Origin of the sequence: Wenzhouxiangella indolica, from assembly GCF_042310355.1 — a bacterium.
Taxonomy (GTDB): domain Bacteria; phylum Pseudomonadota; class Gammaproteobacteria; order Xanthomonadales; family Wenzhouxiangellaceae; genus Wenzhouxiangella.
This window is the reverse complement of sequence record NZ_JBHJMR010000001.1, coordinates 312,496-339,199: the sequence shown is the minus strand read 5'-3', so window position 1 is coordinate 339,199 and position 26,704 is coordinate 312,496. Positions and strand designations below refer to the sequence as shown.

The 26,704-nt window shown below is 66.7% G+C and carries 21 protein-coding genes and 2 tRNA genes; 11 read left to right on the top strand and 12 right to left on the bottom strand.

Going from position 1 to position 26,704, the window contains the following annotated elements; all coding sequences use genetic code 11:
* The first annotated feature begins 202 nt into the window (after positions 1 to 202).
* The 6 genes from ACDC67_RS01550 (at position 203) to ACDC67_RS01525 (ending at position 8,821) form a co-directional block, all read left to right on the top strand.
* On the top strand, positions 203 to 2,338 hold the full coding sequence (locus tag ACDC67_RS01550; protein WP_376690076.1) for a cytochrome D1 domain-containing protein: 2,136 nt from the start codon (positions 203 to 205) through the stop codon (positions 2,336 to 2,338).
* Positions 2,339 to 2,414: 76 nt separating this feature from the next.
* The gene (locus ACDC67_RS01545) at positions 2,415 to 4,610 is read left to right on the top strand and encodes a TonB-dependent receptor domain-containing protein (protein ID WP_376690075.1); all 2,196 of its coding nucleotides are present in this window, start codon (positions 2,415 to 2,417) and stop codon (positions 4,608 to 4,610) included.
* A gap of 81 nt (positions 4,611 to 4,691) precedes the next feature.
* Positions 4,692 to 6,104: a dihydrolipoyl dehydrogenase gene (locus ACDC67_RS01540; RefSeq protein ID WP_376690074.1), complete on the top strand. Its 1,413-nt coding sequence runs from the start codon at positions 4,692 to 4,694 to the stop codon at positions 6,102 to 6,104.
* 147 nt (positions 6,105 to 6,251) lie between these two features.
* Positions 6,252 to 7,400, top strand: coding sequence for a multicopper oxidase domain-containing protein (locus tag ACDC67_RS01535; protein WP_376690073.1), 1,149 nt, complete (start codon positions 6,252 to 6,254; stop codon positions 7,398 to 7,400).
* Positions 7,401 to 7,437: 37 nt separating this feature from the next.
* Complete coding sequence (locus ACDC67_RS01530) at positions 7,438 to 8,202, top strand: formylglycine-generating enzyme family protein (RefSeq protein WP_376690072.1); 765 nt, start codon at positions 7,438 to 7,440, stop codon at positions 8,200 to 8,202.
* 4 nt (positions 8,203 to 8,206) lie between these two features.
* Positions 8,207 to 8,821, top strand: a complete 615-nt coding sequence (locus ACDC67_RS01525) for an SCO family protein (protein ID WP_376690071.1) — start codon at positions 8,207 to 8,209, stop codon at positions 8,819 to 8,821.
* A 19-nt stretch (positions 8,822 to 8,840) separates the two neighbouring features.
* Here the strand turns inward: ACDC67_RS01525 and ACDC67_RS01520 are convergent, their stop codons facing one another.
* The 6 genes from ACDC67_RS01520 to alaS form a co-directional block, all read right to left on the bottom strand.
* The gene (locus ACDC67_RS01520; protein ID WP_376690070.1) at positions 8,841 to 9,473 is read right to left on the bottom strand and encodes a bifunctional 4-hydroxy-2-oxoglutarate aldolase/2-dehydro-3-deoxy-phosphogluconate aldolase; all 633 of its coding nucleotides are present in this window, start codon (positions 9,471 to 9,473) and stop codon (positions 8,841 to 8,843) included.
* Between the two features lie 116 nt (positions 9,474 to 9,589).
* Complete coding sequence (locus tag ACDC67_RS01515) at positions 9,590 to 10,696, bottom strand: DegT/DnrJ/EryC1/StrS family aminotransferase (protein ID WP_376690069.1); 1,107 nt, start codon at positions 10,694 to 10,696, stop codon at positions 9,590 to 9,592.
* Positions 10,693 to 11,664: a Gfo/Idh/MocA family protein gene (locus ACDC67_RS01510; RefSeq protein ID WP_376690553.1), complete on the bottom strand. Its 972-nt coding sequence runs from the start codon at positions 11,662 to 11,664 to the stop codon at positions 10,693 to 10,695. The genes ACDC67_RS01515 and ACDC67_RS01510 overlap by 4 nt, the downstream gene beginning before the upstream one ends.
* Positions 11,665 to 11,775: 111 nt before the next feature.
* Positions 11,776 to 11,866: transfer RNA gene (locus ACDC67_RS01505), tRNA-Ser, on the bottom strand.
* A gap of 144 nt (positions 11,867 to 12,010) precedes the next feature.
* Positions 12,011 to 12,090, bottom strand: a tRNA-Ser gene (locus tag ACDC67_RS01500).
* A gap of 251 nt (positions 12,091 to 12,341) precedes the next feature.
* On the bottom strand, positions 12,342 to 14,954 hold the full coding sequence (gene alaS / locus ACDC67_RS01495; RefSeq protein ID WP_376690068.1) for an alanine--tRNA ligase: 2,613 nt from the start codon (positions 14,952 to 14,954) through the stop codon (positions 12,342 to 12,344).
* Positions 14,955 to 15,319: 365 nt separating this feature from the next.
* On the opposite strand from alaS, the gene ACDC67_RS01490 reads away from it, so the two are divergent.
* The gene (locus tag ACDC67_RS01490; RefSeq protein ID WP_376690067.1) at positions 15,320 to 16,288 is read left to right on the top strand and encodes a GGDEF domain-containing protein; all 969 of its coding nucleotides are present in this window, start codon (positions 15,320 to 15,322) and stop codon (positions 16,286 to 16,288) included.
* A gap of 21 nt (positions 16,289 to 16,309) precedes the next feature.
* Here the strand turns inward: ACDC67_RS01490 and ACDC67_RS01485 are convergent, their stop codons facing one another.
* From ACDC67_RS01485 to ACDC67_RS01470, 4 genes are all read right to left on the bottom strand, one after another.
* Positions 16,310 to 16,762, bottom strand: coding sequence for a regulatory protein RecX (locus ACDC67_RS01485; protein ID WP_376690066.1), 453 nt, complete (start codon positions 16,760 to 16,762; stop codon positions 16,310 to 16,312).
* A 13-nt stretch (positions 16,763 to 16,775) separates the two neighbouring features.
* The gene (gene recA, locus ACDC67_RS01480; RefSeq protein ID WP_376690065.1) at positions 16,776 to 17,831 is read right to left on the bottom strand and encodes a recombinase RecA; all 1,056 of its coding nucleotides are present in this window, start codon (positions 17,829 to 17,831) and stop codon (positions 16,776 to 16,778) included.
* A gap of 131 nt (positions 17,832 to 17,962) precedes the next feature.
* Positions 17,963 to 18,490, bottom strand: coding sequence for an RNA 2',3'-cyclic phosphodiesterase (thpR, locus tag ACDC67_RS01475; protein WP_376690064.1), 528 nt, complete (start codon positions 18,488 to 18,490; stop codon positions 17,963 to 17,965).
* Positions 18,491 to 18,588: 98 nt separating this feature from the next.
* The gene (locus tag ACDC67_RS01470; RefSeq protein ID WP_376690063.1) at positions 18,589 to 19,092 is read right to left on the bottom strand and encodes a CinA family protein; all 504 of its coding nucleotides are present in this window, start codon (positions 19,090 to 19,092) and stop codon (positions 18,589 to 18,591) included.
* Positions 19,093 to 19,454: 362 nt separating this feature from the next.
* Between ACDC67_RS01470 and mutS the strand changes: the two genes are divergently transcribed.
* Positions 19,455 to 22,016: a DNA mismatch repair protein MutS gene (mutS, locus tag ACDC67_RS01465; RefSeq protein WP_376690062.1), complete on the top strand. Its 2,562-nt coding sequence runs from the start codon at positions 19,455 to 19,457 to the stop codon at positions 22,014 to 22,016.
* A 9-nt stretch (positions 22,017 to 22,025) separates the two neighbouring features.
* On the opposite strand, the gene ACDC67_RS01460 is transcribed toward mutS, so the two are convergent.
* A complete protein-coding gene (locus ACDC67_RS01460; protein ID WP_376690061.1) occupies positions 22,026 to 22,826 on the bottom strand; it encodes an undecaprenyl-diphosphate phosphatase in 801 nt (266 codons plus the stop codon).
* Between the two features lie 149 nt (positions 22,827 to 22,975).
* On the opposite strand from ACDC67_RS01460, the gene ACDC67_RS01455 reads away from it, so the two are divergent.
* Positions 22,976 to 23,701: a DUF1499 domain-containing protein gene (locus ACDC67_RS01455; protein ID WP_376690060.1), complete on the top strand. Its 726-nt coding sequence runs from the start codon at positions 22,976 to 22,978 to the stop codon at positions 23,699 to 23,701.
* 4 nt (positions 23,702 to 23,705) lie between these two features.
* Here ACDC67_RS01455 and queG read toward each other — a convergent pair whose 3' ends face one another.
* On the bottom strand, positions 23,706 to 24,791 hold the full coding sequence (queG, locus tag ACDC67_RS01450; protein ID WP_376690059.1) for a tRNA epoxyqueuosine(34) reductase QueG: 1,086 nt from the start codon (positions 24,789 to 24,791) through the stop codon (positions 23,706 to 23,708).
* Here queG and ACDC67_RS01445 point away from each other — a divergent pair.
* Positions 24,783 to 26,264, top strand: a complete 1,482-nt coding sequence (locus ACDC67_RS01445) for an NAD(P)H-hydrate dehydratase (RefSeq protein ID WP_376690058.1) — start codon at positions 24,783 to 24,785, stop codon at positions 26,262 to 26,264. The two genes, queG and ACDC67_RS01445, sit on opposite strands and share 9 nt — an antisense overlap.
* Positions 26,261 to 26,695: a tRNA (adenosine(37)-N6)-threonylcarbamoyltransferase complex ATPase subunit type 1 TsaE gene (tsaE, locus tag ACDC67_RS01440; RefSeq protein ID WP_376690057.1), complete on the top strand. Its 435-nt coding sequence runs from the start codon at positions 26,261 to 26,263 to the stop codon at positions 26,693 to 26,695. Before ACDC67_RS01445 ends, tsaE begins: the two co-directional genes overlap by 4 nt.
* The last annotated feature ends 9 nt before the right edge of the window (positions 26,696 to 26,704 follow it).

The window sequence follows — 26,704 nt, the reverse complement described above, 5'->3', positions numbered from 1 at the left end:
GCCCGTCGCTGGATTCCAGACATCTTGAAGCATTCTAAGTGCTTCTTTGTGGCAGTATGAACTCTGTAGAGGAGGTTTCGGTGAGACTTTTCACCGGGCAACCGGAGACGACGGATTTGATCTGGCTCAAAAGGTGGATTGGATATGCATCTAATATGGGCATCAGGCAAAAGCCGTCTCACCCAACTGGAGGGCAGACATCATGAGCACACCGCACTACACCATTTACTGGCTCGGGGCCATCGGCCTTTCCCTGGCGGTCACCACCGCATGCGGGGCCGAAACCTCGCAATCCTCGCAGAACGATGCCGAGGTGCACGCCGCGGAGGTCGCCAAGGCTTCGGCGGGCGACATGGAAGCCGGCGAGAAGGGATACAAGACGCACTGCCAGGCCTGCCACCAGGCTGACGGCAGTGGGCTGCCCGGGGCCTTTCCTCCGTTGGCGGACAATCCGAATCTCGACGGCAACGCCGGGATGGTCATCGAGAACGTACTGGCCGGGCGTTCGGGCGAAATCGACGTCGACGGCGTGACCTACGACGGCGTCATGCCGCCGATGAGCTACCTCTCCGACCAGGAAGTGGCCGACATCGTCACCTACGTCATGAAAACCTGGGGCAACGACGACGCCAGCATCAGCACCGAGCAGGTTGCCGACAAGCGCGTCGAGCTGGGCCTGACCGATCGGGCCGAGGGCGAGCGCCACTCCGGCGCTTCCGAAGGTGAAATGGCCTACCGCGGCGCGCCCTCGCCCGTCGAGGGCGGCAAACAGGTACGCACGCCCGGCGCGCCGGACATGACCGAGGCCGAGTTCGAACGCTCGCAGGAGATCTACTTCGAACGCTGCGCGGGCTGCCACGGCGTGCTGCGCAAGGGCGCGACCGGCAAGCCGCTGACCACCGACATCACGCAGGAAAAGGGCTCCGACTACCTCAAGGCACTGATCAACTTCGGCTCGCCGGCGGGCATGCCCAACTGGGGCACCTCGGGCGAGCTCAGCGACGAGGAAATCGACATGCTCGCGCGCTTCCTGCAACACGACCCGCCGCAGCCGCCGGAATGGGGCATGCCGGAGATGACCGACAGCTGGACCGTCCACGTCGCACCGGAAGACCGCCCGGAATCACCTCAGCACGACTACGACGTCGACAACTTTTTTGCCGTGACGCTGCGCGATGCCGGTGAGGTCGCCATCATCGACGGCGACAGCAAGGAAGTCGTCAACTACGTGCCGACCGGTTACGCCGTGCACATCTCGCGTGCCTCGAGCTCGGGCCGCTACTTCACCACCATCGGCCGCGACGCCAAGGTCGACCTGATCGACCTCTACATGGATCCGCCGCAGGTGGTCGCCGAGATCAAGATCGGCATGGAAGCCCGCTCGGTCGAGAACTCGCGCTACGAGGGCTACGAGGACAAGATCGCCATCGCCGGCGCGTACTGGCCGCCGCACTACGTGCTGATGGACGGCCAGACGCTCGAGCCGAAGAAGATCGTCTCCACCCGCGGCATGACGGTCGATACGCAGGAATACCACCCGGAGCCGCGCGTGGCCGCCATCGTCGGCTCGCACCAGCACCCGGAGTTCATCGTCAACGTCAAGGAAACCGGCCAGATCCTGCTGGTCAACTACGAGAACATCGACAGCCTGCAGGTCACCACGATCGGCGCGGCACCCTTCCTGCACGACGGCGGCTGGGACGCCAGCGGACGCTACTTCCTGACCGCGGCCAACGAGTCCGACAAGATCGCGGTGGTCGACGCGCTCGATCGCGAGCTCGAGGCCCTGGTCGACGTCGAGCGCATCCCGCACCCGGGTCGCGGCGCCAACTTCGTCCACCCCGAGTTCGGCCCGGTCTGGGTGACCAGCGCCCTGGGCAACGCCGATATCACGCTGATCGGCACGGATCCGGAAAACCACCCGGAACACGCCTTCAAGGCCGTACAGGTGCTCCAGGGCCAGGGCGGCGGCTCGCTGTTCGTCAAGACGCACCCGGAATCGACCAACCTGTGGGTCGACACGCCGCTGCACCCGGACGAGGAGAAGGCCCAGACCGTTGCGGTTTTCGACATCAACGATCTTTATGCCGGCTACGAAGTGTTGCCGATCGCCGAATGGGCCGATCTTGGGCCCGGGCCGAAGCGCATCGTCCAGCCCGAGTACAACAAGGGCGGTGACGAAGTCTGGTTCTCGGTCTGGTCAGGCATGGAGGAAGAATCCGCCATCGTGATCGTCGACGACAAGACGCGTGAGCTCAAGCACGTGATCAAGGGCGACAAGATCGTCACGCCGACCGGCAAGTTCAACAACTACAACACGCGCAAGGAAATTTACTGATCCCGGACGCGCGAAGTTACCGACCCTGCAACCAGCGCCCCGGAACTCCGGGGCGCTTTGCGATCGAGAATGATCAATGCATTTCAAAAGCCTAAATCTTACCGCGCTTCTTCTTGCAGCTACCGCACCCGTCCTCGCTCAGAATGATCCGGCGAACGATGACGATGGGAAGGAGGAGTCCCGCGAGCTGGACCCGATCACCGTCGTCGCTCACCGCCAGCCGCGCCAGCTCTCCGAAGTGGCCGGCACGGTCACCGTCATCGGCCAGGAAAGGCTCTCGCGCGACATGGTGTTCGACGCCGCCGACCTGGTGCGCTACGAACCCGGGGTGGAGATCGACGGCGGCGGCACGCGCTTCGGCTTCAACGGGTTCCGCATCAGGGGCATCGGCGGCAACCGCACGGCCATAGTCATCGACAACGTTCCGGTGGCCGACCAGTTCGATATCGGCAGTTTCGCCGACTCCGGCCGGGGACTGCTCGAACTCGGCCTGGCCCGGCGCGTGGAGATCCTGCGCGGACCGGCGTCGACGCTTTACGGCTCGAAGGCGCTCGGCGGCGTGGTGGCGGTCACCACCATCGACGCCGACGACATCATTACCGACGGCCGCCGCGGCACCCGCATCGGACTGCGCGGGGCCAGCGACAGCAACCGGGCACGACTGACGGCGGCCACGGCGATGCGCCAGGGCGACTTCGACCTGCTGATCGCCGGCGCCGCCCAGGTCGGCTCGGAAACCGACGTGGCCGATCGCCCCGAGGGCACGCCGGTCGACCGACTCGAGCGCGAACACAACGCGGTCCTGGTCCGTAGCGGCCTGGATACCGACGCGGGTCGCATCCGCCTGACCCTCGACGGCATGCGCGAGACCCGCGACGCCGACATCCGCGCCATGCTTGGCGCCGGCCGGCTGGTGAATACCGAATCCCTGCTCGGCGACGACCGCCGGCACCAGTGGCGCGCGCTGCTCGACCAGGAACTGACGGCCATCGACCCGGTCAGTCGAGGCCAGTGGCGGGCCTGGCACCAGGTCAGCGATACCCTGCAGGAAACCGACGATCGTCGCCCCAACGCAGCGACGCCGGTGTCCGTGTTCCGTCGCTTCGAGTTCCGCCAGGAAACCACCGGCCTGGGCACCGACCTGGAAACCGATTTCAACGCCCTGGGCCTGTCGCACCGGCTGGGCTACGGTTTCGAGTACAGCCGCTCGGAAGTGATCAACAAGCGCGACGGCCTGCAAAACAATCTCGAGACGGGAGAGACGACCAGCAACATCATCGGCGAGTCCTTTCCGCTGCGGGATTTCCCGCGCAGCCGCGTGAGCGAGCTCGGCGTCTACCTGCACGACGAGATCCGGCTGTGGTCGGGCGGCCCGACCCTCAGCCCGGGCATTCGCTACGAGTACTACGACCTGTCGCTGCTCGACGATCCGCTGTTCGAGTCGTCCTTCCCGAACGCGGAAACGACCGAGCTGAGCACCAGCAGCTGGCTGCCCAGGCTGGGCCTGGTCTGGCCGCTGGGCGATTCCATGGAGTTCTTTGCCCAGTACGCCCGCGGCCTGCGCGCCCCGCCCTTCGAAGACGTCAACATCGGCCTGGAGTATCCGCAGTTCAACGTGCGCGCCATTGCCAATCCCGACCTCGAGCCCGAGAAGGGGCGTACCGTCGAGGCGGGGCTGCGCTGGCGCGGCAACGATACGCTGGCCGAGCTGGCGCTGTATCGCAACGACTACAAGAACTTCATCCAGACCCGCGCACCGCTGGGCTTCGACCCGGCCAGCGGCTTCCTGCTGTTCCAGTCGATCAACCGCGACCGCGTCCGCATCGAGGGCGGCGAACTGCGCCTGAGACAAGACCTCGGTGGCGGCTTCAGCACCGAACTGGCCGGCGAATGGTCGCGCGGGGAAGACCGCAACAGCGGCCGCGCCCTGCCCGGCATCTCGCCGCCGGGCCTGATTGCCGAACTGTCCTGGCGCTCGCCCGACGCCAGCCTGGACACCCGGCTGATCGCAACGGCCCGGCGCGGTCAGCGCCGGCTGGTCGACGAGGAAGGCGAGGTGCTGTTTTCACCGCCGGGCTATGCCACGGTGGACTGGCTGACCCGATGGTTTCCGCGCAACGACCTGGAAGTCAGCCTCGGCCTGTTCAACCTGGCCGACCGGCAATACTGGCAAACGGGCCGGGTGATCGGCCGCGCCCCGGACGACCCCACCTTGCCCTTGTTGGCCGAAGCGGGTCGCTGGGCCATGATCAGCCTGACCTGGCATCGCTAGACCCTCAACCCGACGTCAATCTACATTGCCGCCGAGCCAATAAAGTACTCTGGAGGCCTTGAAGCCAGACCGGAGCGCCTCATGCCACACCATCGACTGATCATTCTCGGGGCCGGCACCGCTGGCCTCAGCGCCTGGAAGCAGGCACGCGACCTGACCGACGACATCCTGATGATCGACCCCGGCCCGCTGGGCACGACCTGTGCGCGCGTCGGCTGCATGCCGTCAAAGGCCCTGCTGCAGGTCGCGAAGGACCATCAGGCCGCCTGCGGCCTGCACCGGAAGGGGCTGATGAGCGGCACGGCCGGCGAGCTGGACGGCGCGGCGGTGATGAAGCACGTGCGCGATCTGCGGGATCGATTCACCGCCGGCCCGGTCCGCGCGGTGGAGAAGATGGGCGATGGCTTTGTCCGAGGCGCCGCGCGCTTTGTCGGGCCCGACTGTGTCGAGGTCGACGGTACGCGCTACAGCGCCGACGCGTTCGTCGTGGCCGCGGGCACAAAGCCGTTCGTACCCGGCCCCTGGCGGGAACTGGCCGAGCGCCTGCTGACCAGCGACGATCTGTTCGAGATGCCCGATCTTCCGGCACGCGTGGCCGTGATCGGTGCCGGCGCCATCGGCTGCGAGATCGGCCAGGGCCTGGCGATGCTCGGGGCAGATGTTCACCTGTTCGGCCGCGAGAAGGTTCTGGCCGGCATCGCGGACTCCGATATCAACTGCATCATGGACGAAACGCTGGGCCAGCAGCTGGCGTTACACCTCGGCGACGACGCCCTGCCCGAACCCGCGAACGACGGCGCGACCGTGCGCTTCGGCGAGGAACGCTTTGAAGTCGACCTGGTCATCGCCGCCATCGGCCGCCGCGCCCCGCTGGATGCACTGGGGCTCGAAGCGCTGGGCGTGCCCATGGACGACAAGGGAATGCCGCAACTCGATCCCGACAGCCTGCGCGCCGGTGATGCCCCGGTCTGGTTCGCCGGCGACATCAACGGCATCCGCCCGATCATGCACGAGGCCGCCGACGAAGGCCGCCTGGCGGCCTGGCACGCCATGCACCCGGATGCCGAATGCATGGCCCGGCGAGCGCCCATGGGCATCGTCTTCACCGAGCCCCAGGTCGCCTGGGCGGGGCTGCGCGGCCGGGAGCTTCCCGACGATGCGCTCACCGGCGAATGCGACTTCGGCAGACAGGGCCGATCCATCATCAAGGGCTACGACACCGGCCTGATGAAGGTTCATGCCGACGCCTCGGGCCGGCTGATCGGAACGGAAATGGCCTGCGCCGGCGCCGAACACCTGGCGCACGAACTGGCCTGGCTGATCCAGCGTCGCGTCAATGTCGTCGAGGCCCTCCAACTGCCCTTCTACCACCCCGTGCTCGAGGAAGGCCTGCGCACGGCGCTGCACGGCGTCCGTCGCCAGCTACCCGAGCGCGAACGTCGGCCCGACCTGCCCTTGTGTCGGGACGGAGACGACGTACTGCCCGGCGCCTGATCCCACCCGATCGTCGAAATCCGCGCCGAAAACCCGCCCTGATTGACCCAGGTCAAGTCGCTCCAGGCCGCATCGATTAAGATGCATGCGAAATGCATGTTATGGCATTTCGGACATCGAAATCGTGCTCGCAAAGGAGCTGCAAAAATGAAACTGTTCAAGTCCCCGACCATCGCAACCGCCCTCGCCTTCGGCCTGATCTCCGGCGGCCTGAGCGCCGACGACCGCCTCGTCCACGACGGTGAATTCATCGTCGACGGCAAGATCTTTGGCCTGCCCGAAGCCCGCGTCTACACCGAAGACTACAGCGGCCCGCCGGTCGTGGGCGATTACCTCACGGCCGTGCCCCACCTGGCCGAACTCGACTACGAGGGCAACCGCAGCCACGATGTGCGCATGGACGTCATCGCCCAGCAGATCGAGGTCGCGCCGGGCAAGTCCTTCAACGCCTGGACCTTCGGCGGCAGCGTGCCCGGACCGACCCTGCACGTGCGCGAGGGCGACCGGGTCGTGTTCACCATGAAGAACCGCTCCGACGAACCGGTAGTCATCACCGAACCGGTCGCCGGCGGCAGTCCCTTCTTCGCCCAGCTGCAGGCCAACCCGACCCAGAACCACCAGCCGGCGACCAGCCCCATGCCGCACTCGATGGATTTCCACAGCGGTACCGTGGCGGCCAACGACAAGTGGCAGACCATTCCTCCCGGCGCCACGATCGAATTCGAATGGGTCGCGAACTACCCCGGCGTGTACATGTACCACTGCGGCACGCCCAGCGTGCTGATGCACACCGCCCAGGGCCAGTACGGCGCCGTCGTGGTCTCGCCGAAGAACGGCTTCCCGACCGACGCCCAGGTGGACCGCGAGTACGTTCTGGTCCAGTCCGAGTTCTACCTGACCGAGGACGACTACAACGGCGGCTACCGCTACGACCACGCCGCCGCGATGGCCCGCGACCCCAGCCAGGTCACCTTCAACGGCCACGTCAACGCCCTGCACGATGCGCCGCTGCGCGCCAATGCCGGTGAGCGGGTTCGCCTGTACGTGCTCAACGCCGGCCCGAGCGGCACATCCAGCTTCCACGTCATCGGCGCCATCTTCGACCGCGTCTGGTACGAGGGCAACGTCGAGAACGACTGGCACGGCATGCAGACCGTCCTGCTAGGCGCCAGCAACGGTGCCGTGATGGACTTCATCGTGCCCGAGGAAGGCAGCTACAAGCTGGTCGACCACGAGTTCGCCGACGCCGAACGCGGCGCCGCGGGCACCCTGGTGGCCGGACCGCGCCGACAGTAGTCGCACCCCACATCCCAAACCCCAAGGAGCCGCCGTCATGCGCACACTGCTGATCATTCTTCTGCTGGCCCTGCCCCATGCAGCCCTCCCCGAAGATGCCGGCATCGTGCTCATCGACGGCGGCGATTGGCAGCTGCCCATCGTGCGCGAGGACAACGGCGACAGCGGCCCTGTCGATGACTTTCTGCTCGATAGCCGCCAGGTCACCAACGCGGAGTTTCTCGACTTTGTCCAGGCCCATCCCGAGTGGCGCCGCGACCGCGCGCCCGGGATCTTCCGGGATCGCCGCTACCTGGCGCACTGGCCCGGGCCCGACACACTCGGCGGCGGCAATGCCGCTGCCGACCGTCCCGTCACGCGGGTTTCCTGGTACGCCGCGCGCGCCTACTGCCGCGAACTGGGCGGGCGCCTGCCGAGCATGATCGAATGGGAGTACGCCTCCGAGCGCCAGCGCCGCGCGCTGGGCATCAGCGACGACGACTACGCGCACGAGCTGTTCGGCTGGTATGGCAACCCGTCCGCCGGAAACCTTCGTGCCGTCGCCGACGGCCCGGCCGGGGGACTGGGCATCCACGACCTGCACGGCCTGGTGCTCGAATGGGTGGAGGACTTCCAGTTGGTGCTCGGCCGCGGCGACGATATTGACCTGCTCACCGGCTCCTGCGGCGACACCGCGCGCTTTTTACCGGAATTCGACGAGGCCCACTACGCCACCTTCCTGCGCTTCCAGTCGCGCAGCAACTACCAGCCCGACACCACGACCAGCACACTGGGATTCCGCTGTGCCTACGACCCGGAGTAAGACCATGAAAACCGCAATGATCACCCTGACGATCAGCTCGCTGATGGCCCTTTCGGCCTTCGCCAACAACCCGCACGCCGGGCATGACGCTCACGCGAATCACACGCCGATGAGCGCCGAAGCGGTCACGCAAGACCATTCCATGTTCCACCTCGATGCCGACTGGCTGGCACAGGATGGCCGCTCGTTCCGGCTCGATCAACTGGCCGGCAAGCCGACGGTCATCACCATGATCTACGGTTCCTGCACCACCGCCTGCCCGGTGCTGGTCAACGACGCGCGCCGCGTCGAGCGCGCCCTGCCCGAATCGATCCGGAAGGATCTGCAGGTCGTCGTCGTCAGCTTCGACCCGGCCCGCGATACCCCCGAGCGCCTGGCCGACTATGCCGCCGATTACGACGTCGACCCCGAGCGCTGGTACTTCCTACAAGGTAACGCGGCCGACATCCGCACCCTGGCGGCCATGCTGGGCATTCGCTACCGCGACAACGGCGACGGCACTTTCGACCACAGCAACGTGGTCACCCTGCTCGATGCACGGGGCCGGATCGCCGAGCGCAGCGAGGGACTGGCGCGGCCGGTCGAACCCCTTGTCGAGGCGCTCGAACGCCTGCGCTAAGCTGCTAGGGACCTCAGGATCAGTGATCGAGCGCGGCTAGGAGTCGCCGCGCCCGCGCTTCGATGCCTTCGAAGTCGCCGGCGGCGACAAGCTGCGGATCGAACAGCGGCGCCACGAAGCCGATCGCGTGCGCCCCGGCCGAAAGCCAGTCGGCGGCGTTGGCCTCGGTCACGCCGTGGGTCGGCACGATATTGAGAAACGGCATCGGACCCAGGCAGGCCTTGACGAAGTCCGGCCCGATTCCGGGCGCGGGAAACAGCTTCTGCAGGCCCGCGCCGGCGCGATGCGCGCGCAGCATCTCGGTCGGCGTGTGCGTGCCCGGCATGGCGGCCACGCCCAGTCGACCGGCCGCCTCGATCACCGCCTCGTCGGTCACCGGCGAAACCAGGAACTTCGCGCCCGCCTCGACGGATTTCTCGGCTTCGGCGACCGTCAGAACGGTACCCGCGCCGAACACGACGTCCGGGTAGCGCTTGGAGAAATCGGCGATCAGTTCATACACGCGGGGAACCGTGAGCGTGAACTCGCAGATTTCGAACCCGCCGCGAATGGCCGCTTCCATGGCCTTCTGCGCCGCGTCGGCGTCGTCGGTGCGGAGGATGGCGGAGGCGCGGGTCTGGCCGAGGTGATGGACGAAGTCGTTGGGGGTCATGGGGGTTTCTAGGTTTCAGGTTTCAGGGAGAATAACGGTTTACGGTTTACGGTTTACGGTTTACGGTTTACGGTTTACGGGTTACGGGTTCCGGGTTCCGGGGTCCGGGTTCCGGATTACAGAGCAGCTAACAGGCAATTCGTTACGCGATCAATCTGTTCCTCGGTCATCTCGGGGTAGATCGGCAGGGACAGGCAGCGCTTGGCAACCGCCTCGCTGTTGGCGAGGGAGCCGGCGCGGTTGTAGTGGGAGAACGCCGGCTGGCGGTGCAAGGGTGTCGGGTAGTAGACGGCGCTGGCGATGTCGGCCTGCTTGAGCGCGGCCTGGAGGGCCTCGCGGCGGCCTTCCGGGACCAGGGTCGTGAACTGGTGGTAGACGTGTCGGCCGTGGCCGTCCTCGAGGGGCAGCTCCAGCGCCGAACCGGCCAGGCGCTCGCGATAGCTTGCCGCCACGCGCCGGCGCTGGCGGTTGAAGTCGTCGACGTGGCCCAGCTTGACCCGGAGGATGGCGGCCTGGAGTTCATCCAGGCGGCTGTTGTAGCCGACCTTCTCGTGCTGGTAGCCATCGACCCGCCGGCCATGATTGCGCAGCATGCGCAGTTCGTCGGCCAGGGCCTCGTCGCGGGTCGTGACCAGCCCCCCGTCGCCGCAGGCACCCAGATTCTTGCTGGGGAAAAAGCTGAAGGCCCCGGCCAGGCCGAGCGAACCGGTCTGGCGCCCACCGATGGTCGCACCGAAGCTCTGGGCGCAGTCCTCGATCAGGATCAGGTCGTGGGCGTCGGCGATCGCCTGCAGAGCCGGAATGTCCGCGGGCTGGCCGAACAGATGAACCGGCAGGATCGCCCGGGTTCGTTCGGTCACGGCCGCGGCGACGCGCTCGGGATCGATATTGAAACTGCGCGGGTCGATATCGACGAACACCGGCTCGGCACCGCAGTAGCAGATGGCCTCAGCCGTGGCGATGAAAGTGAACGGGGTCGTGATCACCTCGTCGCCCGGACCGATACCGGCCGCGCGCAAAGCCAGGTGCAAGGCGTCGGTTCCGGAAGCACAGCTGACGGCATCGGCCACGCCCAGGTAGTCGGCCAGTTCGGACTCGAGGGCCTGGACGTTGGGGCCGAGAATGTAACGGGTATCGGCCATTACGGTGGCCATGGCCTCACCCAGCCCGGGTTGAAGACGCTCGTGTTGAGCGCGCAGGTCGACCATCGGAACCGGCTTCATGCCGAGCGAACGTGTCCGGGCTTCGGCGCCGACTCGACCAGTGCGCTGATATGCATGGCCGTCTCCAGCGCCAGCAGGCCATCTTCTCCGGTCACGACCACCGGTGCCCCATCGCGTACCGAGGCGACGAAGGCCTCGATCTCGCGTCGGAGCGCATCGTTTTGCTCGAACGAGGACTCCTCGCGCAGGATTTCGGGCACACCCGGAAACATCTCGCGGTCGCCGATGCGGTGCACCGCGAGGCCACAGTTCTGGAAATCGATGGAGATATAGGCCTCGGGCTGGAAGATGCGCATGCGCCGCTCGGACTTGACGCTCACCCGGCTGGAGGTGACGTTGGCCACGCAGCCGTTGTCGAATTCCAGGCGCGCATTGACGATGTCGAGTTCGTCCGACAGCACCGGCGTGCCGTTGGCCGCCAGTGAGCGCACCGGGCTGTTGACCATCCCGAGGATCAGGTCGATATCGTGAATCATCAGGTCGAGCACGACGTTGACGTCCGTCCCGCGCGGCTTGAAAGGCGCGACGCGGTGCGACTCGATGAACAGCGGGTTGAGTTTGAAACCGCCCAGATCCATGAACGCGGCGTTGAAGCGCTCCAGGTGGCCGATCTGGAAGACCACGCCGCGCTCGCGCGCCAGGCGCGTCAGGGCACGCGCCTCGTCGAGCGTGCTGGCAATCGGCTTTTCGAGCAGCACGTGCACGCCGGCATCGAGAAAATCACGCGCAATGTCATAGTGGCGCACCGTCGGCACGGCGATCGAGACGGCTTCGACCTCGCCGATGACATCCCGGTAATCCGTCAGGGCACGGCAGCCGCAATCCTCGGCCGAACGTCGGGCAGCCTGCTCGTCGATGTCGACCACGGCAACAAGCTCGGCCGAGTCGATGGCGGCGTATTTCTGGGCATGAAAACGGCCCAGATAGCCCACTCCGACGACGGCGCACTTGGTCAGTTGCATGGTGATCGGTCCGACATTTGGTGATCGAGGCCCGAAAAGCCCGCCTCCCTTCGATTCGGACCCGTTGGCGGCGTCTTGCGGGTGTGGAATTCGGCTGTGATTATCGGCTGCAATTAGTGGCGGAGAGGGAGGGATTCGAACCCTCGAACGGGGAAAACCCGTTACCGGTTTTCGAGACCGGCGCATTCAACCACTCTGCCACCTCTCCGTTTTGTCCGGCCCGCGAAATCGCGCAGCCACTTCGAAACTTTGTGCCCGGGGCGGTCCTGCGGACCGCGAGAGGGAGGGATTACTGCGCGACCTTCGGTCGCTTGCCCTCCGGGCTCGCCAGCCTGTCGGCCGGCTCGTGAGCTCGCTGACGCTCGGTTCGAACCCTCGAACGGGGAAAACCCGTTACCGGTTTTCGAGACCGGCGCATTCAACCACTCTGCCACCTCTCCTTATTCAGCGGGCGAATTATACATGACAGACCCGGACGCCGCAGTGCCGGTTATAGCCCTGCTGGGGAAAATCCCAATTACCAAATTCCAATTTTCAAACAATTTTCAATGATCGAAGCTCCAATGACAAAAACGGGGACGATCCGCGCCGATGGCAGGCGTGTCAGACCGTTTGGTCATTGGAAAACTGAGCATTGGTCCTTGTTTGAAAATTGATGCTTGAGAATTGGACATTGGACCGATTTACAACCGCTCCCGCAGCCAGTCCGCCACCGAGTCCAGGGCAGCCGGCAGCGCCGAGGCATCACTCCCCCCGGCCTGTGCAAAGTCGGGTCGCCCACCACCCTTGCCGCCGACCTGGCTGGCGACGTGGTTGACCAGGTCGCCGGCCTTGACCTTGCCGGTCAGGTCCTTGGTGACACCGGCGACCAGGCGCACGCCGTCGCCGGCGGCCGTGCCGAGCACGATCACGCCCGAGCCGATCTTGTTCTTGAGCTGGTCGACGGTGTCACGCAGGCTGTTGGGGTCGGCACCCTCCAGCTTGGCGGCGATCAGCTTCACACCCGCGACTTCGACGGCCTGCGAGGCCAGGTCGGAGCCGGCCGCCGAGGCCAGCTTGCCCTTCAGGCGCTCGAGTTCCTTCTCAAGTTCGCGCGAGCGGCCCAGGAGTTGGCCGACGCGCTCGGACAGCTGGTCCGGGCTGGTCTTGAGCGCGCCGGAGGCCTCGCGCACCGAGTGGTCGAGCCGCTGCAGCCAGTCGACCGCCACGCGGCCGGCGACCGCCTCGATCCGGCGCACGCCGGATGAAATGCCGGTCTCGGAAACGATCTTGAACAGGCCGATATCGCCCATTCGATTCACGTGCGTGCCGCCGCAGAGCTCCATCGAAAAATCGCCGAAGCGCAGCACGCGCACGTCGTCGCCGTACTTTTCGTCGAAGAAGGCCAGCGCGCCGGCCTCGATCGCCTCGTCGAAGGGCATCTCCTTCACTTCGGCGGCGACATTGGCCTGGATCTGCTCGTTGACCATCCGCTCGATCTCGGCCAGTTCGTCGTCGCTGACCGGCGCATGGTGCGAAAAATCGAAGCGCAGGCGGTCGGGCGCGACCAGCGAGCCCTTCTGCTGGACGTGCTCGCCCAGGACCGCGCGCAGGGCCGAGTGCAGCAGGTGCGTGGCCGAGTGGTGGCGGACGATATCGGCGCGGCGCTGCGAGTCGATCTGCCCGGAGAGGCGGTCGCCGACCCTGAGCGAACCTTCCGCCAGGCGGCCGACGTGCCCGTGGAAAGCGCCGGCAAACTTGCGCGTGTCGGTCACTTCGAAGCGCTTGCCCTCCTTGCCCAGGGTGCCGGTGTCGCCGACCTGGCCGCCGGACTCGGCGTAGAACGGCGTGCGATCGAGCACCAGCACGGCCTCGCCGCCGGCATCGATGGCGTCAACCGACTTGCCGTCGACCAGGATCGCCAGCACCTCGGCGTCCTCCACGCTGTGCTGCTCGTAGCCGAGAAAGAGCGTAGCCGGCAGCGCCGCGATCAGGTCGGCCGGCATGCCGTCGCCGCCGGCAAACTTACCGGCCGCGCGTGCGCGCTCGCGCTGCTGGCCCATTGCGTACTCGAAACCTTCCTCGTCGACCGTCAGCCCGCGCTCGCGTGCGATGTCGCGTGTGAGGTCGACAGGAAATCCGAAGGTGTCGTAGAGCTTGAAGGCCACATCACCCGGAATCTCGCCACCGTCGAGATCGGCGATCGCGCCCTCGAGCAGCGCCATGCCCTGCTCGAGCGTCTCGCCGAAGCGCGTTTCCTCGCGCTCGAGTACGTCGGTGACGAATTCCTGCTTGTGCACCAGCTCCGGGTAGGCCTCGCCCATCACCTCGGCCAGCGGCGCGACCATGCGGCTGAAGAACAGGTCCTCGCAGCCGAGCTTGTAGCCGTGGCGGATGGCCCGGCGGATGATGCGGCGCAGCACGTAGCCGCGGCCTTCGTTCGAGGGCAGCACGCCGTCGACCACCAGGAAGGCGCAGGCGCGGATATGGTCGGCGATGACCTTCAGCGAGGCCGCGCCACGATCCTGCGCGCCCGTCAGCTTGGCCGCTTCGTCGATCAGGTGCTCGAACAGGTCGATTTCGTAGTTGGAATGCACGCCCTGCAGGATGGCCGCCAGGCGCTCCAGGCCCATGCCGGTATCCACCGAGGGCGCCGGCAGCGGGCTGAGCGTGCCGTCGGAAGCGCGGTCGTACTGCATGAACACCAGGTTCCAGACCTCGATGTAGCGGTCGCCGTCTTCCTCGGGTGTACCGGGCGGGCCGCCGGGCACTTCGGGTCCGTGGTCGTAGAAGATCTCCGAGCACGGCCCGCAGGGCCCGGTGTCGCCCATGGCCCAGAAATTGTCCTCCGCGCCGATGCGCGAGAACCGCTCGGGGTCGACGCCGATTTCCTTCAACCAGATATCGGCCGCCTCATCGTCCTCCTCGTAGACCGTCACCCACAGCTTCTCGGGCGCAAAGCCGCAGGTCTGGGTCAGGAATTCCCACGCGAATTCAATCGCCTCGCGCTTGAAGTAGTCGCCGAAACTGAAATTGCCCAGCATCTCGAAGAAGGTGTGGTGCCGCGCCGTATAGCCGACGTTTTCCAGGTCGTTGTGCTTGCCGCCGGCGCGCACGCAGCGCTGCGAGGTGGTCGCGCGCGAATAGGCGCGTTTCTCCGAGCCGAGAAACACATCCTTGAACTGCACCATGCCGGCGTTGGTGAACAGCAGGGTCGGGTCGTTGGCCGGAACCAGCGGGCTGGACGGCACGATGCGGTGATCGCGCTCGGCGAAGAAGTCGAGAAAGGCTTGGCGGATTTCAGCGGTGGTTTTCATCGGGTCTGTGGGCGTCGCAGTTTTTTGAAATGTACCCCTATAGTTTAAGGGCTTGGGCGAAGGAACGAGCCGGAAGTTTCTCGTATCCGGTATTCCGGCGAGCGAAACGGGGGCGAACAGTTCCCGAATGTACTCGTGGGCGAAGCCACGCCGTGCCAGGGCCTGCTGGCGTCGCGATGGCGCATGTGGCCCTCGGCAAAGCGCTCGTCGGACTGCAGGATTCAGACAACGATCTGAGCTCGCCTGAAAATCAGGCGGGAAAAGGGGAGAATGAGCCTGATCGAATGAAGTCCGCAAACGAGGGAGCCGTGTCTCACCATTTTCCCAGCCAGAAAGACGGCGCGACGCAGTCCGGATGGGCTCGATTGTCCGAACGGATGCGAGCGGACCTGCGGCTGGCGGTCGTCACGCTTTTCGCCGTCAGCTCATTCTGCATCATCGGTCCCTTTGCCCTGTACCGCTTCTCGATCGGACAGTGGCTGACCGGGCTGGCCGACGTGGTCATCATTGCGATTTTCTGCGGCATGGCGCTATTGGCCTGGATTCCGCGCTGGACAAAGCTGGCGGCCAACATCTTCGCGACTGCCGCTTCACTGGGCGGGCTGTTCATGGTGCTCGGTCTGGGAAATAGCGCCATGTGGCTGTTCGGCGCCCTGGTCGGAAACTTCCTCATGGCCGAGCGGCGCTTGGCGATAGCGGTCAGCGTGGTCGTCATCGCCAGCGTGGCACTGCGGCCGACAACATTCTCGAGCGGGACTGAATACTTCACCTTCATTGCCGTCGCGACGATGGTCAGCCTGTTCAGCCTGATCTTTTCCACCCGGGTCGACAACCAGCACCGGGAACTGTCGAGAATCGCCGCCCGCGACGGGCTGACGGGCGCGCTAAACCGCCGGTCGCTGGATCGGGACCTCAGCGCACTGGCCGAGGACTTCGATCCGGCCGACGACCCACACTGCGTCGTGATCATGGATATCGACAACTTCAAGGAGCTGAATGACGTGCACGGCCACGAAACCGGCGACCGCGTCCTGGCCCGCCTGACTGAACTCGTTCAGTCGAACACCCGCAGCAGCGATCGTTTTTATCGCTACGGTGGCGAGGAATTCGTGCTCATGCTGCCCAATACGACCCTGGACGGCGCCAGGACCGCCCTGGACAAGCTGAAGGGCATGCTGGCCGCACAACTCAGCGGTCCGGAACGGTCAGTGACCGTCTCCTTCGGAATTGCCGAACTGCACCCGCACGAACCGGCGTCCGACTGGCTTTCGAGGGCCGACAAGGCCCTGCTGCTCGCCAAGCGCTCGGGCAAGGACTGCTACAAGGTCGCCTGAAGTCACCGTCGGAGTGGTTGCTCAGTCGATCAGTTCCCGAATGTGCTCGTGGGCGAATCCACGCCGTGCCAGGGCCTGCTGACGTCGGGACTTCTCCTTAAGGTCGATCGGCGCTTGGGCACCATATCGACGCTCGTACCAATCGGCCGCGATGGCGAGCCAGTCGGGTGACTCGGCCTCCATCGCCCGGGCGGCCTGGCTGGCATCGATGCCGCGCTCGGACAATTCTCCCCGGATGCGTACCGGCCCGTAAGCCTTGGCGGCGCGCTGGCGCACGTAGCCCTCGGCGAAGCGCTCGTCGGACTGCAGGTTCTCGGCCGCCAGTTCATCGACGACCGGGTCGATATCCGAAGCCGCCCAGCCGCGGCGGGTCAGCTTGCGGGTCAGTTCAAGGCGCGAATGCTCGCGCCGCGCCAGCAGGCGCAGCGCGGCCTCGCGCAGCTCGGCCGGGTCGGTGGGGTTGTCTTGGCTCAAGCCCGGCCCCGGATCAACCGGCTTTCGACTCGGCTTCTTCGCCCTCGGTCGCCTCGGCCTCGGCCGCCCCCGGCGTCGACTTGGGCAGCAGCTTTTCGCGCACCCGGCGCTCGATATCGGCGGCCATGTCGGGATGCTCCTTGAGGAACTGGCGCACGTTGTCCTTGCCCTGGCCGATGCGGTCGTCGCCATAGCTGTACCAGGCGCCGGACTTCTTGACCAGGCCGTGTTCGACGCCCAGTTCGATCAGTTCGCCTTCGCGCGAAATGCCCTCGCCGTAGAGAATCTCGAACAGGGCCTGCCTGAACGGCGGGGCCATCTTGTTCTTGACCACTTTTACGCGGGTCTCGTTGCCCACTGCCTCGTCACCGCGCTTGATCGCGCCGATGCGGCGGATATCCAGGCGCACCGAGGAGTAGAACTTGAGCGCGTTGCCGCCGGTGGTGGTCTCGGGCGAGCCGAACATCACGCCGATCTTCATGCGGATCTGGTTGATGAAGATCACCAGGCAGTTGGTGCGCTTGATGTTGCCCGAGAGCTTGCGCAGCGCCTGGCTCATCAGCCGCGCCTGCAGGCCGACGTGGGAGTCGCCCATCTCGCCCTCGATCTCGGCCTTGGGGGTCAGCGCCGCCACCGAATCGACGACGACGATATCCACCGCGCCGGAGCGCACCAGCATGTCGGTGATCTCCAGCGCCTGCTCGCCGGTATCGGGCTGGGAGACCAGCAGGTCGTCGACGTTGACGCCCAGCGCCTCGGCGTAACTCGGATCCAGGGCGTGCTCGGCGTCGACGAATGCCGCCGTGCCCCCGAGCTTCTGCGCCTCGGCGACGGCATGCAGGGTCAAGGTCGTCTTGCCCGACGATTCCGGCCCGTAGATCTCGATGACGCGACCACGCGGCAGACCACCGACGCCCAGTGCCACGTCCAGCGCCAGCGACCCGGTAGAGACCACCGGCACATCCTTGCGCCCGGCGTCGTCGCCCATGCGCATGATCGCGCCCTTGCCGTACTGCTTTTCGATCTGGCCCAGTGCTGCGGCCAGTGCTCGTTTGCGATTGTCGTCCACGATAGATGTCCTCTCTTCTCGATTCGTTTCGGGGGTGCCGCGATCGGCTGCGATTATCTCACAGCGCCGTCACGATCCAAGCGATCGCCGGGCAGCCGCAAGCATTTCCTACACTCGATCGCGTCGTGTTCCTACGTTCTTGCCGAAGATTCTAAGGGCCACGTTCTCAGAACCTGATAAGGACGGCCGGAAATCGACTCGACGAGGGCAAATTCCCGCACCGGCCAGTGCAATGGCCGGGGTTCAGGCAGTTCGGGCCGGCGCCGGACTTTCCGAAACAGCGTCACATGCGGCCGGAACGGGCGTGGATCGAGCTCGATCCCCAGCGCCGCCATGGCCGCGCCGAGCTCGCCGGCCAGGGCGAGCATCGGATCCGGAGCCTCTCCACCAAGCCAGACGACCCCGGCGCGCGCGAACCAGCCGAAGCGATCGAGAACCAGGTCGAAGGCTTCCGCCTTCAATCCATCAGCCGCGCGCTCGATGGCCACAAGCTCGGCGTCGGGACGATCGCCGATAAAGACCAGCGTCAGGTGCAGGTTGTGGTCCGGCACCTGCTGACGGCTGACGCGGCCCAGACGCTCTCGCCGCGTGGCGATTTCTTCGCGAATTTCGTCGTCGGGCCAGAGGGCGAAGAACAGGCGGCGGGTAGGTTTGGGCATCAATTCGGTTTTCGGTTTTCGGTTTACGGTTTACGGGCTCCGGGTTCCGGGTTCCGTAAACCGGAAACCGACAAACATCCCCTCCCGCCCGGTCAGCATCAAACGGCCAGACGCTCCAACAAGCCCTCCAGGGCCCGGGCGACGCTGGCGCGGCGCACTTCGTCGCGATCGCCGGTGAAACGATGGATTTCGGTTTCAACGATGTCTCCGGGCAGGGCCCAGCCGAAGCACACGGTGCCGACCGGCTTGTCGGGCGAGCCGCCGCCGGGGCCGGCGATGCCCGAGACCGAGACGGCCACGTCGGCCCGGCTGTTGTCGACCGCGCCGCGCGCCATGGCCGCCGCAACTTCCTCGCTGACGGCGCCGAACCGCTGAACATTGCCGGCTTTTACGCCCAGCAGCTCGCGCTTGGCCTCGTTGGAGTAGCTCACCAGACCGCGCTCGAACCATTCCGAACTGCCGGGGAGGTCGGTACAGACCTTGGCGATCCAGCCGCCGGTGCAGGACTCGGCCGTCACCAGCCGGCGCCCGAGCATCTTCATCTCGGCCGCCAGGGCGGCGGCCAGCATCGAAAGCGCTTCGTCGTCGTGTCGGGTTGCCATGACTTCTATAATGCCTTGAATGTAAGGTTTCAGGTTTCAGGGTTCAGGTTTCAGGGCGGGCGCCGGTGTCCGTGCGGGGCGGCTGCGCCGCGTTGCCCGATCGAAATCCGCGTAGGTCGCGGTTACATCCGCGACGGACGACGTAGACGGTCTGTACACAAGTAGCGATGCGTGTACAGATCTTCAACGTCGACCGTCGGCGATGCGACGCCGACCTACGCCATCTTCGGTCACCCGCACAGCCCACGCGGCAAAGCCGCCCCCCATACCAGTATGATGCCGCCTGAAACCTGAACCCTGAACCCTGAAACCTTTTCCACCACCATATCCCGAAGCCAGAAACCCAAGCCGATTCCACCCTGATGTCAGACGCCACCCCCCAACACACCCCCCTGATGCAGCAATACCTCCGGATCAAGTCGGATTATCCGGACATCCTGCTGTTCTTTCGCATGGGCGATTTCTACGAGTTGTTCTACGACGACGCGCGGCGCGCGGCCGGCCTGCTCGACATCACGCTGACCCACCGCGGCAAGTCCGCCGGAGAGCCCATTCCGATGGCCGGCGTGCCCTATCACAGCGTCGACGGCTACCTGGCCCGGCTGCTGAAGAAAGGCGAGTCCGTGGCGATCTGCGAACAGATCGGCGACCCCGACACCGCCAAGGGGCCGGTCGAGCGCAAGGTCGTGCGCATCGTCACGCCGGGCACGGTGACCGAGGAATCCCTGCTGGAGGAGCGCGCCGAGCGCCTCCTGGCGGCCATTCTGCCGGCGAAAGACGGCTTCGGCCTGGCCTGGCTCGACCTGGCCGGCGGCCGACTACGCTGCTGCACCCTGGCCTCGGCGGCGGAACTGAGCGCCGAACTCGAGCGCCTGCGCCCGGCCGAGATCCTGCTGCCCGAGGATGCCGAACTGCCCGTCAGCCAGGACGGCACGGCCGTGCGCGAGCATCCGCCTTGGGCTTTTGACGTCGAATCGGCCGAGCGCGAGCTGTGCCGGCAGTTTCGCGTGCAGGACCTGTCGGGTTTCGGTGTCGAGGGTCGCGGCCCGCAGGTCGGCGCCGCCGGCGCCCTGCTCGGCTATGCGCGCGACATGCTTTCCGGTGACTTGCCTCACCTGGCCGGCATGCGCGCCGTGCGCCCGGCCGAACACCTGATCCTGGATGCCGCCACCCGCCGCCACCTGGAAATCGACATCCATCCCGACGGCCGGACCGAACACACCCTGGTCGGCCTGATGGACACCGCGGCCACGCCCATGGGCAGCCGCAAGCTCAAGCGCTGGCTGACCCATCCGCTGCGCGATCGCGCCCTTCTCGGCGCGCGTCATCGGGCCGTGTCCGCGCTGCTGGAAACGCATGCGCACCCCGACCTCAACGAGCAGCTCTCCGGCCTGGGCGATATCGAACGCGTGCTCACCCGCATCGCGCTCAAGACCGCCCGGCCGCGCGACCTGGCCACCCTGCGCGAGGGCCTGGGCCGGCTTCCGGCGCTGGGCGACGCGCTCGAGCGCGTCTCGGTGCCGTTGATCGACGAGCTGCGCGACGACCTCGCGCCCTGTCCAGACCTGTCCGAGCTGCTGGAATCGGCCGTCGTCGAGCAGCCGCCGATGGTCATCCGCGACGGCGGGGTGATCGCCGAAGGCTACGATGCCGAACTGGATGAACTGCGCGGCCTGAGCCAGAACGCCGGCGACTTCCTGGTCCGCTACGAGGAACAGGAGCGCGAGCGCACCGGCATCCAGACCCTCAAGGTCGGCTACAACCGGGTGCACGGCTATTACATCGAGATCGGCAAGTCCCACGCCGAGAAAGTGCCGACCGAATACGCGCGCCGCCAGACCCTCAAGAACGCCGAGCGCTACATCACCGAGGAACTCAAGGCCTTCGAGGACAAGGTGCTGTCGGCGCGCGAACGGGCGCTGGCCCGCGAAAAGGCGCTGTACGAAGCACTGGTTGAGCGTCTGGCCGGCGAGCACGGCCGCCTGGCGATCATCGCCGCCGGGCTGGCCGCGCTCGACGTGCTGGTCGCCTTCGCCGAGCGCGCCGAAACCCTGCGCCTGAACGCCCCCCTGCTCGACGAGCAGCCCGGCGTCGACATCGTCGAAGGCCGCCACCCGGTCGTCGAACGCGTCCAGGACGAGGCCTTCGTGCCCAATGACTGCCGGCTCGACCCGGACCGGCGAATGCTGGTCATCACCGGCCCCAACATGGGCGGCAAGTCCACGTATATGCGGCAGGCTGCGCTGATCACCATCCTGGCCCATGCCGGGGCTTTCGTGCCGGCGAAGTCGGCGCGCATCGGCCCGATCGACCGCATCTTCTCGCGCATCGGCGCCGGCGACGACCTAACGCGCGGGCGCTCGACCTTCATGGTGGAGATGGTCGAAACGTCCAATATCCTCCACAACGCCACCGAGCACTCGCTGGTGCTGATGGACGAGATCGGCCGCGGCACCTCGACCTTCGACGGCCTGGCCCTGGCCTGGGCGGTGGCGACCGAGCTGGCACTGAACCTGCGCGCGCTGACCCTGTTCGCCACCCACTACTTCGAGCTCACGCGCCTGGCCGAGGACCACGCGGGCATCGCCAACGTGCACCTCGACGCGCGCGAGCACGGCGACGAGATCGTGTTTCTTCATTCCGTGAGAGAAGGCCCGGCCAGCCAGAGCTATGGCATCCAGGTCGCGCGCCTGGCCGGCGTGCCCAAGCCGGTTATCGCCCAGGCGAGGAAGCACCTGGATCGTCTCGAAAACGATGCCGCCGCAGCCAGCACGCCCCAGCTGGGCCTGTTCAGCGCCCCGGCACGGGCACAGGAGTCCCCGGCCGATCCGCTGCGGGAAATGCTCGACGACATCGACCCCGACGATCTGAGCCCGCGCGAGGCACTGGACTGGCTCTACCGGCTCAAGAAAACCGGCGACTGAGCACCGAGATCAAAGCAGCACGTAGGCCAGCAGCAGGCCGCCGAGCACGATCCGGTAGGCCACGAAGGGCTGCATGCCGATGCGCTTGATGAAGGCCAGGAAGTAGTGGATGCAGACGTAGGTACTCAGCGCCGAAACCACGAAGCCCAGCAGCAGCAGACCCCAGGGCGTGGTCAGTTCGGCGGCCGACAGGTCGCGCAGCCCGAGCACGGTCGCACCGGTGATGACCGGGATCGACAGCAGGAAGGAAAAGCGCGAGGCGGCCTCGCGGGTCAGGCCCATGAACAGCGCGGCGGTGATGGTGATGCCCGAGCGCGAGGTGCCGGGAATCAAGGCCAGCACCTGGGCGAAACCGATGACGAGCACGGCCCGCAGCCCGAGCTGGTACTCGTCGCGATCACGCCGCCCACGCCAGTCGGCCCAGCCCAGCAGCAGGCCGAAGACGATCAGCGAAGTGGCCATGATCCAGATGGCGCGCAGCTCGTCCTCGGCCAGGTCCTTGAGCAGGAAGCCGAAAACCACCGCCGGCAGGGTGCCGATGATGATCCACCAGGCCAGGCGCGAATCGCCGTCGGCGCGCCCGCCAACCAGCGAGCCCGTCCAGGCGCGCGCCATGACCAGCAGTTCCCGCCTGAAGTACGCGACCACCGCCAGCAGCGAGCCGGCGTGCAGGATGATGTCGAAATCCAGCCCCTGGTAGACGCCGCCCGTGGCCCAGGAGTACAGCACCAGGTGCGCCTGGCTGGAGACGGGCAGGAACTCGGTCAGGCCCTGGATGAGGGCGATCAACAGGGTCTGCAGCCAGTCCACGCTTTCTCCTCGAGCTTGCTTGGTCGTCGCCACGCACCCGATCGGCCTGCGCCGCGGTCGTTGACTCGACATTGGAATCCGGACGGTATGATACCGTTCGAATCGATCGGCCGGAGCTGTCCGGCTGAATACCTTCGGGGAGAGTCAGAATGAAAGCACTCCGCATCATCGTTCTTGCCACCGCCGTGGTCGCCGCCCTGCTGCTGCTGGCCGCCGGTCCGGGTACACGCATGGAATGGTGGGATTTCGGCTTCGGATTCACGCTCATGCGCTGGGCGCTTTACGGCGGGGTGGCCGCCGGCGGACTGGCGGTGCTGATGCTGCTCATCCCGGCAACGCGTCGCGGCGGCGCCGTGGCGCTGCTGGTCGCGGCCGTGCTCGGCCTGGGAACGGCCGCCCTGCCCTTCTCCCTGGTGCAGAAGGCGCGTTCCGTGCCGCCGATTCACGACATCACCACCGACACGACCAATCCGCCGGAATTCGTCGCCATCGCACCACTGCGCGCCGACGCACCCAACCCGGTCGAATATCCCGGCGAGGAAACGGCCGAGCAGCAGCGCGAGGCCTACCCGGACATTCGCACGCTGCAAGCCGAGGCCTGGCCGGCGATTGTCTTCGAACGCGCCCTCGAGACGGCCCGGGCGCAGGGCTGGGAGATCGTCGAGGCCAACGAGGAGCAGGGGCGCATCGAGGCCACCGCCACGACCTTCTGGTTCGGCTTCAAGGACGACGTGGTCATCCGCATCCGCGGGGACAATGACGGTACGGCTGTCGACATGCGCTCGAAGTCGCGCATGGGCCGCAGCGACGTGGGCGCCAACGCCGCGCGCATCGAGGCCTTCCTGGACGATCTGCGGGCGCGACTGAGGTCCTGAGAAGTCAGTCGCACGCCCCGTGCTGCGCCAGCGCCCACTCGACGTGCTCGCGAACCAGTTCAGAGGCATGATCCCGGCGCGCTTCAAGCGCGGCGACGACCCGGCCTGAACTCGGGGCGTTGCCCAGGGCGACGGCCAGGTTGCGCAGCCAGCACTCGTAGCCGGTGCGGCGGATCGGATTGCCCTCCGTGCGTTGCAGGAAGGTCTGCTCATCCCAGCCGAACAATTCGACCAGGTCCCCGCCGTCCAGGTCCTTGCGCGGCGCGAAGTCGGCCTCGCCGGTGTGCTGCGCGTAGCGATTCCAGGGGCAGACCATCTGGCAGTCGTCGCAGCCGAACACCCGGTTGCCCATCAGGGGACGCAGCTCTTCCGGAATCGATCCCTTCAGTTCGATCGTCAGGTAGGAAATGCAGCGGCGCGCATCGAGCTTGTACGGCCCGGTAATGGCCTGCGTGGGGCAGACATCGATGCACTTGCGGCAGCTTCCGCAGTGCGGGGTCACGGGCTCGTCGGGGGGCAGCGCCAGGTCGGTGTAGATCTCGCCGAGAAAGAACCAGGAACCAGCGTGACGGCTGAGCAGCAGGGTGTGCTTGCCGATCCAGCCCAACCCGGCCTTCTCGCCCAGCGGTTTCTCCAGCACGGGCGCCGAGTCGGTGAAGACGCGGTGACCGAAGGGGCCGATCTCGCGCTCGATGCGCTGACCGAGATGCTTCAAGCGCTTGCGGATGAGCTTGTGATAGTCGCGCCCCAGGGCGTAACGCGAGACGACGGCGAGATCAGGCTGCTCGAGCAAGTCCTCGACCTTCCGGGCGGACTCGGGCAGGTAGTCCATGCGCGCGACGATCACCGAGCGGGTACCGGGGTGGAGTAGCGCGGGTCGGCTGCGCTTGCGGCCGTGGGCGGCCATCCAGTCCATCTCGCCCTGCCGGCCGTCGGCCAGCCAGTCATCGAGGCGCTGCTCGTAGACGTCCAGATCCGTGTCGGCAATCCCGACCTGGGCGAAGCCCAGTTCCCGGCCCCAGGCTCGAATCTTTTCGACCAGTTCCCCGGCGTCGAGCTCGCCTTGCCTATAATCGCGGTCATGACTCATGCGCGACATTATCCCATCGTGCCGCTCTACCGTGCCGAATCGGTGCGCGAACTCGACCGGCAGGCGATCGAAGAACACGGTATCGACGGCTACGAGCTGATGCGCCGGGCCGGCCGGCGGGCTTTCGAGATACTGCGGGCGCGCTGGCCGGAAGCGAAATCGGTCAGCATCTGCTGTGGCGGCGGCAACAACGGCGGCGACGGCTACGTCATCGCGCGCCTGGCCAGCGATGCCGGGCTGGCCGTGCAGCTGATCGCCATGAAACCGCCTGGCGAGCTCGCTGGCACGGCGGCACGGGCGGCGAAGGACTGGCTGGACATGGCCGGTTCGATCGAGGGCCCCGGCGAGCGGCTGCGTGGCGACGTGATCGTCGACGCCCTGCTCGGTACCGGTCTCGACCGGCCGGTGCGCGAGGACCATGCACGAATGATCGACCATATCGAGGCGTCCGGACGACCCGTGCTGGCCGTCGACGTACCCTCGGGTCTCGACGCCGACACCGGCATGCCGCGGGGCCGTTGCGTGCGCGCGGCAGCAACGGTGACCTTTATCGGTCGCAAGCGAGGTCTCTACACCGGCCAGGCGGGCCGCTGGTGCGGCAGCGTGCACTTCGACCGGCTCGACACGCCCGCGTCAATCGAGCAGTCGGTCAAAGCGGATGCGACGCTGCTCGACGCCGGGCTGCTGAGGGCCTTGCTGCCGACCCGCCGCCCCGACACGCACAAGGGCGAGCTCGGGCGGACGCTGATCGTCGGAGGCAATCACGGCATGGCCGGTGCGCCGGTGCTGGCCGGGCGCGCGGCGCTGCGAACCGGCAGCGGGCTCGTCACCCTGGCCACGCGCGCCGCCCATGCTGCGCTGGCGCCTTCGCTGCAGCCGGAGCTGATGAGCCACGGCGTCGAAACCCTGGCGGAACTCGAGTCCCTGCTCGAAGACAGCGACGTGCTGGCCCTGGGCCCGGGCCTGGGCCGCGACGACTGGGCCCGGGCCGTGTGGAAGCGCTCGATCGAGCAGGACTGCCCGCTGGTGGTCGATGCCGACGGACTCAACCTGCTGGCCGCCGAGCCGACCCGGCGCGACAACTGGATCCTCACGCCCCACCCGGGCGAAGCGGCGCGCCTGCTCGACACCAGCGTGGCCGATGTCCAGGCGGATCGCTTTGCCGCCGCGGCCTGCCTGGCCGAACGATTCGACGCGGTCGTGATCCTCAAGGGCCACGGCAGTCTTGTCGCCGGCCCCGGCGCGACCGTGGCCGTTTGCCCGCACGGCAACCCCGCCATGGCCTCGGCCGGCATGGGCGACGCCCTGACCGGCATCGTCGCGTCGCTGTTGGGCCAGGGCCTCGGCCCGCATGATGCCGCCTGCTGCGGCGCACTGGTCCATGCCCTTGCAGGCGACCGCGCCGCCCGCGGCCAGCGCCAGATCCTGGCCAGTGACCTTATCGCCGCCCTGGCCGGAGAGCTGCCGGCGTGAGTGACGCGCGCGAGTTCGTCGCGGCCGACGAATCGGCCACCCTGGCGCTGGGCCATGAACTGGCGGACCTGTTCCGCCTCGGCGGCATCGTCTATCTCTCCGGCGACCTGGGCGCGGGCAAGACCACGCTGGTCCGGGGCCTGCTGCGCGCGCTGGGGTTCGAAGGCCGGGTGAAGAGTCCCAGTTACGGGCTGATCGAGAGCTACACGATCGGCGGCCGCGACATTCATCATCTCGACCTCTATCGCCTGGGGCACGGCGAGGAGATCGCCTATCTGGGCCTGGAAGACCTGGTGGGCGAAAGCAGCCTCCTGCTGGTCGAGTGGCCCGAGCGCGGCGCAGGCTGGCTGCCGGCCGCGGACTGGCAGGTGCGCATCGATGACCACGCCGGCGGCGGACGCCGCATCGTCGTTGCACGGCCCGCGGACTAAAAGTTGCGC